This is a genomic window from Leucobacter sp. M11 (assembly GCF_035726885.1).
GTDB lineage: Bacteria > Actinomycetota > Actinomycetes > Actinomycetales > Microbacteriaceae > JAPFRB01.
The window spans coordinates 249,003-263,029 of the sequence record NZ_JAPFRB010000001.1; the positions used below are offsets into that span (position 1 = coordinate 249,003).

At 62.4% G+C, this 14,027-nt stretch carries 10 protein-coding genes; 3 read left to right on the plus strand and 7 right to left on the minus strand.

Annotated features, from left to right (window positions below; all coding sequences use genetic code 11):
- The coding region (locus OOT08_RS01260) for a chromosome segregation SMC family protein (RefSeq protein WP_325090767.1) at positions 1–1,493 on the minus strand (1,493 nt) is incomplete at its 3' end.
- A gap of 335 nt (positions 1,494–1,828) precedes the next feature.
- Between OOT08_RS01260 and OOT08_RS01265 the strand changes: the two genes are divergently transcribed.
- Positions 1,829–2,254 (plus strand): hypothetical protein, encoded by a 426-nt coding sequence (locus tag OOT08_RS01265; protein WP_325090768.1) that lies wholly within the window; start codon positions 1,829–1,831, stop codon positions 2,252–2,254.
- A 58-nt stretch (positions 2,255–2,312) separates the two neighbouring features.
- Here OOT08_RS01265 and OOT08_RS01270 read toward each other — a convergent pair whose 3' ends face one another.
- From OOT08_RS01270 to OOT08_RS01280, 3 genes are all read right to left on the minus strand, one after another.
- Positions 2,313–3,908 (minus strand): isocitrate lyase, encoded by a 1,596-nt coding sequence (locus OOT08_RS01270; protein ID WP_325090769.1) that lies wholly within the window; start codon positions 3,906–3,908, stop codon positions 2,313–2,315.
- A gap of 1,360 nt (positions 3,909–5,268) precedes the next feature.
- Positions 5,269–5,664: a zinc finger domain-containing protein gene (locus OOT08_RS19010; RefSeq protein ID WP_442916145.1), complete on the minus strand. Its 396-nt coding sequence runs from the start codon at positions 5,662–5,664 to the stop codon at positions 5,269–5,271.
- A 447-nt stretch (positions 5,665–6,111) separates the two neighbouring features.
- Positions 6,112–6,414 (minus strand): hypothetical protein, encoded by a 303-nt coding sequence (locus OOT08_RS01280; protein ID WP_325090770.1) that lies wholly within the window; start codon positions 6,412–6,414, stop codon positions 6,112–6,114.
- A gap of 377 nt (positions 6,415–6,791) precedes the next feature.
- On the opposite strand from OOT08_RS01280, the gene OOT08_RS01285 reads away from it, so the two are divergent.
- Positions 6,792–10,304 carry an SIR2 family protein gene (locus OOT08_RS01285; RefSeq protein WP_325090771.1) on the plus strand — a complete coding sequence of 1,171 codons (3,513 nt, stop codon included), beginning with the start codon at positions 6,792–6,794 and terminating at the stop codon, positions 10,302–10,304.
- A 16-nt stretch (positions 10,305–10,320) separates the two neighbouring features.
- On the opposite strand, the gene OOT08_RS01290 is transcribed toward OOT08_RS01285, so the two are convergent.
- Positions 10,321–11,571 (minus strand): hypothetical protein, encoded by a 1,251-nt coding sequence (locus tag OOT08_RS01290; protein ID WP_325090772.1) that lies wholly within the window; start codon positions 11,569–11,571, stop codon positions 10,321–10,323.
- 407 nt (positions 11,572–11,978) lie between these two features.
- Between OOT08_RS01290 and OOT08_RS01295 the strand changes: the two genes are divergently transcribed.
- The gene (locus OOT08_RS01295) at positions 11,979–12,980 is read left to right on the plus strand and encodes a hypothetical protein (protein ID WP_325090773.1); all 1,002 of its coding nucleotides are present in this window, start codon (positions 11,979–11,981) and stop codon (positions 12,978–12,980) included.
- A 528-nt stretch (positions 12,981–13,508) separates the two neighbouring features.
- On the opposite strand, the gene OOT08_RS19025 is transcribed toward OOT08_RS01295, so the two are convergent.
- Together OOT08_RS19025 and OOT08_RS01300 are read right to left on the minus strand one after the other, a co-directional pair.
- Positions 13,509–13,652, minus strand: coding sequence for a zinc finger domain-containing protein (locus OOT08_RS19025; RefSeq protein WP_442916146.1), 144 nt, complete (start codon positions 13,650–13,652; stop codon positions 13,509–13,511).
- Between the two features lie 23 nt (positions 13,653–13,675).
- Complete coding sequence (locus OOT08_RS01300; RefSeq protein ID WP_325090774.1) at positions 13,676–13,996, minus strand: hypothetical protein; 321 nt, start codon at positions 13,994–13,996, stop codon at positions 13,676–13,678.
- Positions 13,997–14,027 lie beyond the last annotated feature (31 nt).

Genomic DNA, 14,027 nt, shown 5'->3' on the forward strand with positions numbered 1-14,027 from the left:
CGGTCGAGCGCCTGAGCGAGGGCGCTCTGCCGCGCTTCGAGCCCCGCGAGCTCGCGTTCCGCCTCGTTGACCGCGGTGCGGAGCCCATCGAGCCCGGCTTCTGCCGCGTCGGCGCGGGCTGCCGCATCGGCATGGCGCTCGGCCAGGTCGTTCTCGTCGCCCGAGCCCGCCTCCCCCGGCTCAGACCCCGTCTCCGCGTGAAGCGCGCTGAGCTCCGCCGCAGCGCTCGCGGCCCGCTCCTCCGCCTGTTCCAGGGCGTGCTGTCGGCGCAGGCGTTCGCCGCGCACCGCCGCCAGGCGCTGCTGAGCCGCCTCGGCGGCGCCCCGCAGGCTGCTGATGTCGAGGTCGTGCGCGCTCACGAGCGCGGACTGAGCGGAGATGTGCTCATCGAGGGCGTCCAGGGTTTCCCGGGCGCGACGGGTGCCCCGGCTCGCCTCGTCCAGGGCGCGCTCGGTTTCCGGGGTCGTAGCGTCCAGGGCGGTCACCTCGGCCCGGGCATCCGATACCGCCGACTCGCTCAGCCGGGGCCCGCCCTCCGCACCGTCCGTCTGGGTCGCCAAGAACGTGAGCCGCTGGTTGGCCTGGGCGAAGAGCCCGCGCAGCCGCGCCTCGACCGATTCCAGGCCAAGGGTGACCGCGCGCGCCTCGTTGACGGCGTCGCTCAGTTGCTCCTGCTCGAAACGCTCGATGCGCAACTGTTTTTGCTCCAGTTGCTCCTGGACCACGATCTGCTCGCTGCGGCGCTCGTCATCGCCCGCGCCGAGCACGCCGAGCTCGGTCCGGAGGCGGTGCACATCGTCCGCGAGGATGCGGGCCCGGGCGTCCCGAGCGGTCGCCGCGATGCCCTGCGCTTGACGGGCCACCTCGGCCTGCCGGCCGAGCGGCTTCAGCTGTCGGCGGATCTCCCCGGCGAGATCGTTCAGCCGGGTGAGGTTCGTCTGCATCGCTTCGAGCTTGCGCAGGGTCTTCTCCTTGCGGCGGCGGTGCTTCAGAATCCCGGCGGCCTCCTCGATAAAGCCGCGCCGGTCCTCTGGCGTCGCGCGCAGCACGGCGTCGAGCTGCCCCTGCTCGACAATGACGTGCATCTCGCGGCCGAGACCGGAGTCGGAGAGGAGCTCCTGAACGTCGAGGAGCCGGCAGGCCTCCCCGTTGATCGCGTACTCGCTGCTCCCGTTCCGAAACAGGATTCGGCTAATGGTGACCTCGGAGTAGTCGATCGGGAGCGCACCGTCGCTGTTATCGATCGTGAGGCGCACCTCAGCGCGGCCGAGCGGGCCACGCGTACTCGTCCCGGCGAAGATGACGTCCTCCATCTTGCCGCCGCGCAGGGTTTTCGCGCCCTGCTCCCCCATCACCCAGGCAAGGGCGTCGACCACGTTGGATTTCCCGGATCCGTTCGGGCCGACCACCGCGGTCACCCCGGGCTCAAAGGCGAAGGTCGTGGCCTGCGCGAACGACTTGAAGCCGCGCAGGGTGAGGCTTTTTAGGTACACGGGAGCCCCCCTTCGCGCGCCGTCTCGGACCTCATGGCCAAAACGCTACCGGATCGGGAGGGAAACGGGCCCGTTCGGCCGCGACACGCCCGCTCAGAGATCGAGAAACCCGTCCAGGAGCACTCGCTGCCGGGCACCGCGACCTCCGCAGTCGGTGCCAGCGTCCTCGGGTCCCGCAAGCTGCTGGCGTGGTGGCCGAGCCCCGCCCGGGGTGAGCCGTTCCCGTGTCGCGCTGCGCCGGGGCGAAGCCGGAGCGCGAGGCGTCGCCCCCTGACCCTACGATGGGCTCATGTCCAGTTTTCTGCCACCGCTCGCGATCACCCCTGGGGTCCCGAATGATCAGCGCCGCTGAGCTCGCCGCCCGGGTGCGGGGCGAACGGTTCCCCCTCCTCACCCTCGAGGAGTTCTTCGCCGGGAACCCGCACGAGGACTCCCTCGCCCCGCTCGCCTGGGGCTCCGGACGCCCGCCCCTCGCGGTTCTTCAACGCCGACTCGCCGAGGCAGAGCGCGCCCCGGACATCGCCTGGATCCGGGTCGAGGCCGACGCCGACAGCGAGCTCGACCGGCCTGACGGGGTCGTCCGGGCGGAGTCGATTGTGCTCGCGACCACCGCTCCCGCGGCGGAGCTGGAGCGCCGGCTCGACACCGCCGCGCTGGGCAGCCTCGGGATCGCGGAGTCCGACGAATCCGCGCTCGAGGACCTCTGCGAGGTGCCGCCCCTGCACGGGCACGAACGCATCGTGTTCCTCGTCTGGGACTGACCCCGGACACACGACTGCGGGGCCCGGCTGTTGCCGGGCCCCGCAGTGTCATTCGGGATTAGCCGAACTGGTTCATCGTGTTGTCCTTGCCACCGGCCTTCAGCGCGGCGTCACCGGCGAAGTACTCCTTGTGGTTGTCGCCGATGTCGCTGCCAGCCATGTTCTGGTGCTTCACCGTGGCGATGCCCTCGCGGATTTCCCGGCGCTGCACGTCGCGGACGTAGGTCAGCATGCCCTCGTCGCCGAAGTACCCCTTGGCCAGGTTGTCGGTCGACAGCGCGGCCGTGTGGTACGTCGGCAGGGTGATCAGGTGGTGGAAGATCCCCGCCCGCTCCGAACCGTCGCGCTGGAAGGTGCGGATCATCTCGTCGGCGAGCTGAGCCAGCTCGGTCGCGTCGTACTCCACGCTCATCAGGTTGTCGCGCTGGTACGCCGAGACATCCGTGCCCTCCGCGGCGAGCTTGTCGAAGGCCTGCTGGCGGAAGTTGAGGGTCCAGTTGAACGACGGGCTGTTGTTGTAGACGAGCTTCGCGTTCGGGATGACCTCGCGGATCCGGTCAACCATGCCCGCGATCTGCTCGATGTGGGGCTTCTCGGTCTCGATCCAGAGCAGGTCGGCGCCGTTCTGCAGCGACGTGATGCTGTCGAGCACGCAGCGGTCCTCGCCGGTGCCCTCGCGGAACTGGAAGAGGTTGCTCGCGAGGCGCTTCGGGCGGAGCAGCTTGCCATCACGCTTGATGACCACGTCGCCGTTGCCGAGCTGGTCCTCGGAGATTTCCTCGACGTCGAGGAAGGAGTTGTACTGGTCGCCCAGGTCGCCCGGGGTGTGCGTCACCGCGAGCTTCTGCGTGAGGCCGGCCCCGAGCGAGTCGGTGCGGGAAACGATCACGCCGTTCTCGATGCCGAGCTCCAGGAAGGCGTAGCGGACGGCCTGGATCTTCGCGAGGAAGTCCTCGTGCGGGACCGTGACCTTGCCGTCCTGGTGACCGCACTGCTTCTCCTCGGACACCTGGTTCTCGATCTGGAGCGCGCAGGCACCGGCCTCGATCATCTTCTTCGCGAGCAGGTAGGTCGCCTCGGGGTTTCCGAAGCCGGCGTCGATGTCCGCGATGATCGGGACAACGTGGGTCTCGTAGTTGTCGATCTGGGACTGGACAAACTCAACGGCGGTCTCGTCGCCGGCCAGGCGGGCCTCGTCCAGCTGGGTGAAGAGCAGGTCGAGCTCGCGGGCGTCAGCCTGGCGCAGGAAGGTGTAGAGCTCCTCGATGAGGTCCGGCACGGAGGTCTTCTCGTGCATGGACTGGTCGGGCAGCGGGCCGAACTCCGAGCGCAGAGCAGCGACCATCCAGCCGGAGAGGTAGAGGTAGCGCTTGTTGGTGGTCTTGAGGTGCTTCTTGATCGAGATCAGCTTCTGCTGACCGATGAAGCCGTGCCAGACGCCGAGCGACTGGGTGTAGACCGAGGAGTCGGCGTCGTACTCGTCCATGTCGCGGCGCATGATGTCCGCGGTGTACTGGGCGATTTCGAGGCCCGTCTTGAAGCGGTTCTGAGCGCGCATCCGGGCGACGTACTCCGGGTTGATTCGCTCCCAGCTCGACCCGTGCTGGGCCTTAAGCGCCTCCACGGCTTTGATGTCGTCTTGGTATGCAGTCATGGTGACTCCTTCTGAGGGGTGGCCGGGTCACGAGCGTTGTGACCGTTGCTGGGTTACTTCTCACTCTGCACCCCCTGCAAGACCCAAAAGGCACATTCCGGGACTGAAAAAACGGCCTATTTCTACTCTTTAGAAATATATGAGCCTTCGGGGTCGAATGTTGCCTCCGTCCGTCGACGATCCAGTTTCCGCGCCTGTCACGCCCCGGCCTCGTTTTCGGGCGCATCGCAGAGCGGGAAGCGACGCGTTGACCAGCGCCAATCAGCGACATGACCCCGGCGAACAGAATGACTCCGGGGATCACGGAACACGCGATCACCGCCAGGACCGCACCGACCTGGCCGAGGACGGACCGGACGCCCCGACGTCCGTCGCTCAGCCTGAGGCGCTTCCCCACGGGAGCCGCCCTCGCAGGTGCGGGTTCCGCGTGCCCCGCAAGCATTCGCTCGTCCCGGTAGCGCCCTCCGGCACGACGCAGCAAGCGCGCCGGGTGCAGCAGCACCCCCTCGATCAACCGCCAGGTGTCCGGCTCGGAGAAGTCCGCCGCACCCGGACGGAAGAACACCGCGACGTCGTCGACAATCTCGATCGAGAAGTCCGCCGCGTGGTCGACGCAGGCCGCCATCACGTCGGGGGTCAGGAAGAAGAGGGCGTCACGCGCATAACCGCTCGGCACAAAGACCCGAAAAGGCTCCGAAGTCTCCCTCAAGATCAAGCCGCTGCCGGTCGAACATCCGAACCGGAATCCCAGCTGAGCGGAGGGCAGCAGCAGACGACTCCAGAAATACGTGCGGAAGCGCGGCATCGAGCCGCGCAGCGACGTAGGTCCACGTCAGGTCCTGTCGCCGTCCTCGGGGCCGGAGCACCCCAAATTCCACCCCGGGGCCCGCGAAACCGGGTTGCACCACAGTCCCGGAGCCACCCGTCATCAACGAGGGAAAGCGCGCCGCGCGAGGGCAGCGCCTCGAAGCCGTTCTCATGTGCGGTGAGCGCTTCCCGCCACTCCCTGGCGAGGCTCGCACGCCCAAGCTGCGCGGGGTCGCGACGCCGCACCCATCCCGTTCCCAAGATCCACACCAAAACGACCACCCCGAGCACCACGAGATCCCGGACATCGCTGGCCGTCAGCTGTCTCGACTGCGTCTCGTTGACCCGCACTGAAATCACCTTGACCCCGAGGCAGAGCACCCAAAGCATCAGACTCAGGTTGACCGAGATCAAGACTCGGCGTTTTCCGGGCATCCACCGCCGACGGTGGCGGCGACGGAGCTGTGCCGAGGCAGCCAAGACGTCTGCATCGGACGCGGTCAGCCAGCGCAGATCCTTCACTGCTTCCCTCTCCTGCGTGCCCGCAGGGCATTCACTCTGCCGAGTGCCTCGCGCGCGCAAAGACTTCGCGGGACTGGCACGTCGGGCAAAAGTGCGAGCCGCGGTTCATGAATGACTCCCGCACCAGGGTCGACCCGCAGCGAGCGCATTCGTCGCCATTTTTGCCGTATGCGTTCAGATGGTGCGCGAAGTATCCCCACTCCCGCAATAAGACACATTGACTGTCATTAATGAGTACTGTTCGACAGCATAACCAGTAAACATCCCGGTCAGATGGTAAATTTGTCAATCCTAAGCTTTTCGTCCTCAAGGCCAGAAAGTGTGGGATGAAGCGCTCTGAGCCTCGGCGGGGGCCCTCAGGGACGCAAAACGGCTCGAGTACGTGTCCAACCGATCGCAGGAGACACACGCCCTGTCCAACCAACATGAATGCATGTAGGAAACTGCCGTCATTACGCGGCGAGAGCTACAAAAGACCAATCCGGATAAGGCCAGTTGTCCAACCGTCGACGACGAGGTACGCGTGTCAACGAACTTTCAATCCGCTGGGTACACCATCAACGGAATATGAGCCTTTACCGCACTATGAGACGTTGACTGATATTGGCGGCTACCGCTAAGCGGGTCGGATGCGGAAACCAAGGCCAACCGAGGCATCCACCCACTCGCCCTGACACAGCGCGCCGCGCGCACCCTTCCGCCCCGATCCGGCACCGTCCTTCCTCACAACTAGAGATCCGGCTCAATAGCACTTTCGCGCCGTGCACTCAACTACGTAGCCCGACCCTGATCGTTGGAGCCGAGCACAAACGTCGCGCGAAAGCGACCACCCCTGGAGGCGAGAACAGCCGCCGGCCTGTCCACCCTCGAGGGGCTAACGCGGCGGCCCTCCGAACTCGAGTGCGTGCCGAATCCAATAGATCTGAGTCTCGGTGAGCGGTGTCGCGGCAGCTCGAATCGCGGCAACATGCTCTTCATGTCGCCGGCGTTGATCGATCGCGTCAAGATCCTGAACACGGATCATGTGCTTGAGCACATACCGGCCATCGCGCCCGAGAGCCCGAAGCTTCTCTGAAGGTAGCTGCCCCGTTCGAATCAGGTGATAGACGGCATAGACGGGTCGCCCCAGTTTCTCTGCGGCGGCGGTGATGTCGATTCGTTCGTCGGGTTCTTCCATTGACTCCGCCCTTCTCAACACCGTTGTCGAGAACTGGTCGTCGCCACGCACTGTTGAGTAGCGAGTAGTGCCCAGCATTCCCTGAGCTCGAGGACCTCGTACACCGTGTGCGTGCAGCGATCCGCACCATCGAGGCGGAACCGAACAGGAACATGAAGACGCAATTCCGGAGATGTGGTGCAAGTACGCCTCGATCGTCATCGCGTAGATACTGAAACGGGAGTACTTGGGCGCATGGACGTTCGTCGACATTGGTCGCCCCGACCTTCCCAACCCGCATGCATCGTTCGCGTTGCAAGATGAGGATGGAGGGCCCATAGCTAGGCTTGAGGAGTTCGAACCCTACTTGGGTCAGCAAGTCGCAGGAGAGGGTGTACATGTGGATCACTGGGGACGTTGAAATCCCGCAGCCTGTCCTGGACGCGCACGCAAATGGCGACTTGGTGCTTTTTGTTGGAGCCGGGGCGTCCATGGGCGAACCTTCGAAACTACCGTCCTTCAAACGCCTGGCGGAAATCATGGCAGAGAAGGCTGGGGAGACCTTCTCCGACGATGGTGGACTCGACTTCTTCCTCGGGTCTTTGCCCGCGGGTTTCGATACTCACCGCCATGTTCGTGACGAAATCGCAGGTGGATCAGCGAAATACAACCCGATCCACACGGCCATCGTGCAACTCGCTGCGACAAGTGGGATGTTTCGGATCGTCACAACAAACTTTGATTTGCATCTCGAAAGTGCTGCTACAGACGCCGGCGTCAGCCCGGATGATATCTGGCACAGTCCCGCGCTACCCATCGGTTCAGACTATGCAGGGCTCGTGTACTTGCACGGGTCCGTCCGTCGCCCACCGGAGGAGCTCATTGTCACGGACCGTGACTTCGGCCGCGCCTACATCACAGAGGCCTGGGCCACGCGATTCCTGTTGCCGATGTTCGATAAGCGCACGGTGGTTTTCGTCGGATACAGTCACGAGGACACCATCATGCGGTACCTCGCGCTCGGGCTTCCGTCCAACACCCGCCGATATGCGTTCACCAATGACGGAAGCGATCCGAAGTGGAAGCACCTTGAAATCACTCCCCTCTCTTACACGCTTCGCGGAGAATACGACCACGGCAACCTCGAAGACGCTCTGACCACGTGGGCCAAGCGCGCCACGATGGGAGCGCTCGAGCACGATGCTCGAGTCCGGGAGATCATCGAGGGCGAGTCGACGACCCTCCCTCTACCCGAGCGCGACTACCTGATCTCGCAGATCGAGACCGAGGAAGGGGCCCGTCGCTTTGCCGCGAGTGCAACCGAGCATCGCTGGTTGCGTTGGCTCGAAGATACAGATGTCTTCAAGAGTCTCTTCCACGGCGGATCGGCCTCGACTCCGGGCAGCATCCTTGCCCAGTGGTACGCAACATTCATCGAGAATCCCGAGACGAGCGATCTCGCACTCCACACGGTGCAGCGCCTCGGACGACGATTCTCTGACAATCTCCTCCTCTCCGTAGCGCTCGCGACCGAAGCGCTCTTCCGAGTCGATCCAACCAGGGCCGCACGATGGCGCGTGCTCTTGATGACCTCCATCGAAGGACATACAGCCCCAGGAGATCCGGGTCCCGCGCTTCGCTTCGGGCGCGGGGGGATTTCGAACACTCGTGCTGTCGTCCGGTCCCTGCTGCGCCCCTACCTGGCGCTGAAACGGGGCTGGCTACAGGATGACGAAAGGAACTCTCCGCCGAGCGCCGACCTCGAATGGACGGTCAAACCGCGGGATCTACACAAGATCGTGACCGAGCACGCGATAGCCGTAACCCTTGATGACGCTCGAACCCTCAGCTTCTTCGAAGAGGCGCTCCACAGCGCATACGACCTTATCGCGGCTTACAACGGAGCCACAGAACACGCCAGCTTCCGTTTCAGCAGAAGCAGAATCGAGGAACAGCCCTCGCGTCAGATCAATCACATCGACTCCGTGATCGACGGGCTTCGGCTTGTCGGGGAGGGTCTTATCCATGACATGCCCGATCTGCCTGATCGGTGGTGGCTATTCGAGCGCGTCCTGTTCCGCAGGCTGGCGCTTCATCTCATCGCAGAGGACCCTCACCGCTCCGCAGACGACAAGATTGCTTGGCTGACGGCCCGACAAACTGTTTTCCTCAGCGGCGTAAAGCACGAGGTTTTCCGAATCCTCGCCGAAAATATCGCGGTAGCAGGCGCTGTGCAGCGTGCGGCAGTGCTCGACGAAGTGCGTCGCGGACCACAGTTTCCCACGGGTGTCGAGGACGTCGAGCGGCACATCGCCTACAGCAAGTTCAACGTTTTGATCTGGCTCACGCGTGCAGCACCGGAATGGGCGGAGGCGGCAGCCGAAATCGCGGCGATCCGTGCCGAGTATTCCTACTTTGCCGAGCGCGATGAGCCCGACCAGGACTTCACGATCAGCACTGGAACGTGGGGCGGAGTGCTCCCCATGGAACCCGAGGATTTCATCGGGATGGTCGAAAAAGACGGGGCCGATGTCGCGCTGACCTCGGTGTTGGCTCGGGACTACTCCGAGCGCAACTTCAATGAGCCCACCTGGGACGACGCTCTCAATCTGTTCAGTCGTGTGGCGCGTGAAGACGCAGCGTCCGGTCTTCAGATCCTGGAGCAATTGCATTCGCTCGACGAGGAAAAGCAAGAGCAGATTCGGAACGAGCTTGTTTCCGGCTGGGCCGAAGCAGTCATGGACGAGGCGATGAGAGTGAGCGTCATGAATGCACTCTCCCACGACTCGATACTCGGTGGCTCTCGACGGGCAGTGGCGCAGTTCTTACTCGGTCAGATCCGTCAGATCGTCGATTCTGGCGCATCGACATCCGCGGACCGCCTGCGTACACTTGCACGGGATCTGCTCGCGAAGAACGAAGACGACGAGGTCGAGCTCCCCGTCGGATACGACGGGCCTATGCTCGCTTTGAATTCCTGGCCAGGTGAGCTCACCATGTATTGGCTGACCGAGATCGACCGGCGATGGCGCAGTGATCGCGACGGTTGGGTTGGTATGAACGGTGACGAAAGCACCGCGCTTATTACACTGCTCACACGCGCAAATCTGTCGGCAGCGACCGCCCCTGCTATCGCCGGTCAGCTCTTCTTTCTTTTCGCCGCTGACGAAGTTTTCACCACAGAGAACGTCATCCCACTGTTCACCGATTCGACCGCGGGGGTCGGAGTCTGGAAGGCATACCTCTACGGTGCGCGCGTCAACGACCGGATGCTGAGGAACGGCATGTTCGCCGCACTGTTGGGTATGTGGGAACGGCTGTCCGACCTCGATGACGAATCTCTGGTTCGGCGATTTCTTTCCCTGGCTGCTTCTATCGCCGCGTACGCAGGAATCTCAAAATTGGAGCGCAGACAACTGTGCATTAAGAGCGTCACCGCTGAGAACGGCGCTCATGCATCTAGCTTTGCCGAGGAGGTCGGCCGAGACTTGACGTCGGGTGTGGAGGACGGAGAGGCAGCTTGGGACACCTGGCTGCGAGCACATCTGGAAGACCGCTTGAACGGCGTGCCTCGAGAACCCGAGGCTGCGGAATTGGCTGCATGGGCTGATCTAGTTCCGTTGCTCGGGTCACGCGTGCCAGAGGGAATTTCAGCGTTTCACGGCCGCGCACCGGGATTAGACGCGGACAACTCCGCCGTCGACATTCCCGGCGACGCTCTCAGCGCTCACGGGCCGGCGCTCGTTGAGTTCTTAGCGGAGCGGGTGACAAACAGTGAGCCGAACAACATGATGCTCGCCTACCGAATCAACGAAATAGTCGAGAGCGCCAGCGCGTCCCTCTCACCGGAAGAAGTCATTCCGCTGGTGACTGCTGCGCATGAGAAGGGCTACCTGAATGCCGAAATCTAGCGTTCGGCCAATTGCTCTAGAGTTCGGTTACAGCAGATTCGGGCTTTAGAAAGAGGGATGGCCCATACTGGGAGAGCACCCAATGCCCGGACTCCCACTCCGCAGCCGTGCTCCCGCTGTCATCAACTCGAACCCAGCGCAGATCGGTGCGATACATGGTGCCGCTCACAAGCAACTCGACGTCAGTGTGCGCAACTGCCGCAGCAACGTGACGTACGCGCAGGATTGTCCATTCTGATAGTTCAAGTGCCCCATACAGGTCTTTGGCGAGGACGGCGAGCTTGCCCACTGATGACCGGGCGCTTCCAAGTTCCATGAAGTTAGCTCCGACCGGCCCCCACCGTCGCTTCTCCCAGCTCTCTAGAAATTCTCTAGAGGTCTGCACAACTTCGGACAGTTCCTCAGCAGCGGGCTCGGGCTCGTACTCGTAGGGCTGCCATTCATCGATCCGAGTTTTTTGGTCCTGGGTGTCCTTCCATTGACGTAACGACTCGCGCAATGTGGGTGTTAGTTCAGCGGGCTTGGCTTGACGTTCTCTTGAGTCAGCCCAGTCGGCGACGGCGAAGAGGCGGTTCCATGCTTTGGTAGCGACGACTTCATTGTCGAAGTTGACCAGGGTGCCGTGCATGATACCGTTGCGGAACAGCTCGATCACTTCCGTGTCGTCGGTTTTGTAGAAGCCTTTGAGGAACGACTGGTGGGCGTGGCTCAGGCCCAGGTGGTGGCCCGCCACGCTGTCCCACGCCACCATGTCCTCCGCAGGGCGGGTGTGGAGTCCTTGACGGGCTGCCGTGTCGAGATCATTCACGAACCCGTCCATCACGGAAAGAACCACAAGCACTGTGCTGTAGTAGCGACCGGCCTCGTAGTCCGCGAGAGCCTTCTGAAGCAAGCCGATGCGCAGCCGCATCGCGCTGAAGCGATGCAGCCGTCGGAGCGGGAACGTGATCCGACCGTCTTCCTTGTAGTAGCTGATGAGGCGCGCCTCTGCGGCCTCGGCATCGTCGGTGTCAACGACATGCTCAATCGCGGGCAGATTCAAGTCCCCGGTGAACACCCAGTTTCGTGTTCCGAGCAGCGCGTAGAACGCGTCAACGAGCCCCGTAATGCGTTTGTGCTCGCGCTCCAGCTCTCTGACTCGCTTTCGCTGCTCCTCGGGCAGCAGAATGCCAAACAGCTTGAACGCTGCGAGCTGCTGTTCCATTTCTTGGACCGAAGGCAGGTCTCGCGCGGAGCCGTACGGGATCACCTGCGGAGCGACTGCCATGGTGATGATGTTAACGAATCACTAGGTTCCTCGGAAGCAGAAGCGATGGCGAGTTCAATACACGCACTCGTAAGCACCGGCCAGCAGACGTCGTTCTAAAGATTTCAGCATCAATCTATTTCAGATGGACTCCGTCCGCACGAGTTTTCACGACGACACGAGGGCCCATGGGAAGGCTGGGGCTACTGACGTACGACCCCTCCTGCCGCAAGTACGCGGAGGACTTCCCAGCTCAGGCGGGCCTGCGATCGTATGCGCCAAGCTCCACGGTATCCCGGGTGACGGGTCCCGCGAACAGCACAGCAGGGTGTCCGTTTTTTACTGGGAGCGATGGCGCTGCTCATAGGAATTATTAGTCATCAAACTGATGACTCTCGCAAGAATTGGTCACGTAGTAGGTTGGCAGCATGGCCATAACAAACGCGATGATGAGTAGTCTCCATTTGGTGTTTCCACCTGTCTCGAGCTTTGAGGCCGAATGGCTCAAAGACGACAAGGCGGCAGAAGCGTGGCTTCGGGACAGCGATTTCTACATGCTGGCGATGCGCCCCGAGGTCCGATTCGAGGACTCGCGTCTGAAACAGCATGGCAACCTGCTTGTCGTGCCACTCACTTGTCACACTCTGGACGGCACCGTCATCCGTGACGAAGTAGTCATCGACGGCATGGAACTCGCCGTGCGGGCACTCGGAGCGGAGCCTCAAGCCTACTGCGTAGAGGCTGGTCCAAAGATACTGAAGTTCTGGGCTGGCACGGAGGACGACTTCACTGCGGGACGTCTGGAAGCCCCATTTGAGTGGTTCACTACGGAGAAGCTCCTTTACGATGCCGGGCGATGTCTTCCGGGCATCTCGGGGCTGGGACGCCATAGAGAATTTGCCCGGTACGAGCTGCTGTACGTCGGCATCGCAAAGTCGGGCGACACGTTCGATCGGCTATTCAAGGGGGCCCACCATGCTCGGCAAAGGATCCTGTCCAGCGAGTATGCGCGTCGAGACGGCTCCCGCGTGACGGACGAACTCATTCTCTTCCCCTTCCGACTCGACCCGCTCACTTTCCGCATTCTCGGCAGCGAGGACGTGCCCACTCAACTGTCAGACGACGACTGGCATGCATATGGCAAACTCGTGGTTGCTGATGCCGAAAAAGCCTTCGTTCATCTGCTGGACCCTCAGTACAACATCCAGAAGTTCAAGAACTACCCCAAGGGTAACGACGGGGTCTACGGACGCGGACATGAGCGGTATGGATATGTGATCGCGGAAAACCTAACCCTCGATGCACCGAACGGCATAATGCACGGCTCATGGGATTGTCACACTCAGCGTTTCGACAACGAGGCGGACTGGATCTTCGTGGAGGGCGATAATGTCGAACTGAGGCAAGGAGATCGATCGACAGCCAGCTAGGCATTCCACAGAAGTCGGCAGCCATCCAGCGCGCGCTCATGACAGCTCGCCTGCGCGGGTCGATCAAAGATCGCGACTGCCACACCTGTCATAATCCCGCGTGTTGGCCCCCGGTCGTTGTCGAGCCGAACCTGCTCCTTGAAGTCGATCTACTCGTGCCAGCGCCAAAGGACGGTCTCAGCGAGCCCGACAACCACCAGAGTCTGTACCGGCGCTGCAACCGCACTAACGGCCAAAGATGCCCGCGTAACATCGCACCTCGCGCACGATCGCCTCCTGACAGAGGGAACTCGCCGTCAGGTACTGGCGCGGATGACACAAACAGGCGCTAAGCACCTGGTCGCCCAATCGAATAGATGTCTATCTGTACAGAGCGAGCTTCAGCGTCCCACAGACGGTAAACGTGAATGGGAAGGAATCGAGCTCCCAGACACTAAAATGCATTCACATGCCTCAGAGCCCCAACTGTATGCGGTCAGAGCCACCCTCACGGCGCTACAACCTCGAGTAGGAGGGTCAGCGTTTTCGCTAGCCGACCGGGCAAAAATGGGAGGACCGGTTCATGAACTTTGCCCGCTTGATGGGGCTTCCGCAGCGACTGCACGATTGCCCCTCACGGCCATAAGCTTCTAAATTTTGGCTGAAAAACCCCACTTCAGCAGTAATAGACATTCACCCTGCTCAATTTCTCCAAGTCAGCGGCGGGTACCTGAATTGAGAAGCACCGCGAGGTGAGCGTTTTGGTCTTCGGTGAACGGAAGTGCTGCTGACCTGAGCCCCGCGACGAAGCGGTCCTGTTCTTCCGTAGAGAATACAGCGTCCAATTCCTCCACCCTGATCAGGTGTTTCCTTACGTGACGGCCGTCGCGCCCAGCCACGACGGTCAGCTCGGACTGCAGCGCTCCCTTTTTGATGAGGTTGTAGATCGTGTTGCGACTGCACTCGTGCCGCTCGGCGGCCGCACGAACGTCGAGTCGGCTCTCGCGTCCGCCAGATCCCCTTTCGGCTTGGTTCATGGACATCTTCCTCCGCCTCAGATCGCTCGAG

Bases quoted from the DNA above. Each gene is read 5' to 3' on its own strand.
- OOT08_RS01270 (WP_325090769.1), bottom strand. From the start codon at position 3,908: ATGACTGCATACCAAGACGACATCAAAGCCGTGGAGGCGCTTAAGGCC.
- OOT08_RS19025 (WP_442916146.1), bottom strand. From the start codon at position 13,652: ATGTCTATTACTGCTGAAGTGGGGTTTTTCAGCCAAAATTTAGAAGCT.
- OOT08_RS01285 (WP_325090771.1), top strand. From the start codon at position 6,792: ATGTGGATCACTGGGGACGTTGAAATCCCGCAGCCTGTCCTGGACGCG.
- OOT08_RS01300 (WP_325090774.1), bottom strand. From the start codon at position 13,996: ATGAACCAAGCCGAAAGGGGATCTGGCGGACGCGAGAGCCGACTCGAC.
- OOT08_RS01280 (WP_325090770.1), bottom strand. From the start codon at position 6,414: ATGGAAGAACCCGACGAACGAATCGACATCACCGCCGCCGCAGAGAAA.
- OOT08_RS01265 (WP_325090768.1), top strand. From the start codon at position 1,829: ATGATCAGCGCCGCTGAGCTCGCCGCCCGGGTGCGGGGCGAACGGTTC.
- OOT08_RS01290 (WP_325090772.1), bottom strand. From the start codon at position 11,571: ATGGCAGTCGCTCCGCAGGTGATCCCGTACGGCTCCGCGCGAGACCTG.
- OOT08_RS01295 (WP_325090773.1), top strand. From the start codon at position 11,979: ATGGCCATAACAAACGCGATGATGAGTAGTCTCCATTTGGTGTTTCCA.
- OOT08_RS19010 (WP_442916145.1), bottom strand. From the start codon at position 5,664: ATGTTGGTTGGACAGGGCGTGTGTCTCCTGCGATCGGTTGGACACGTA.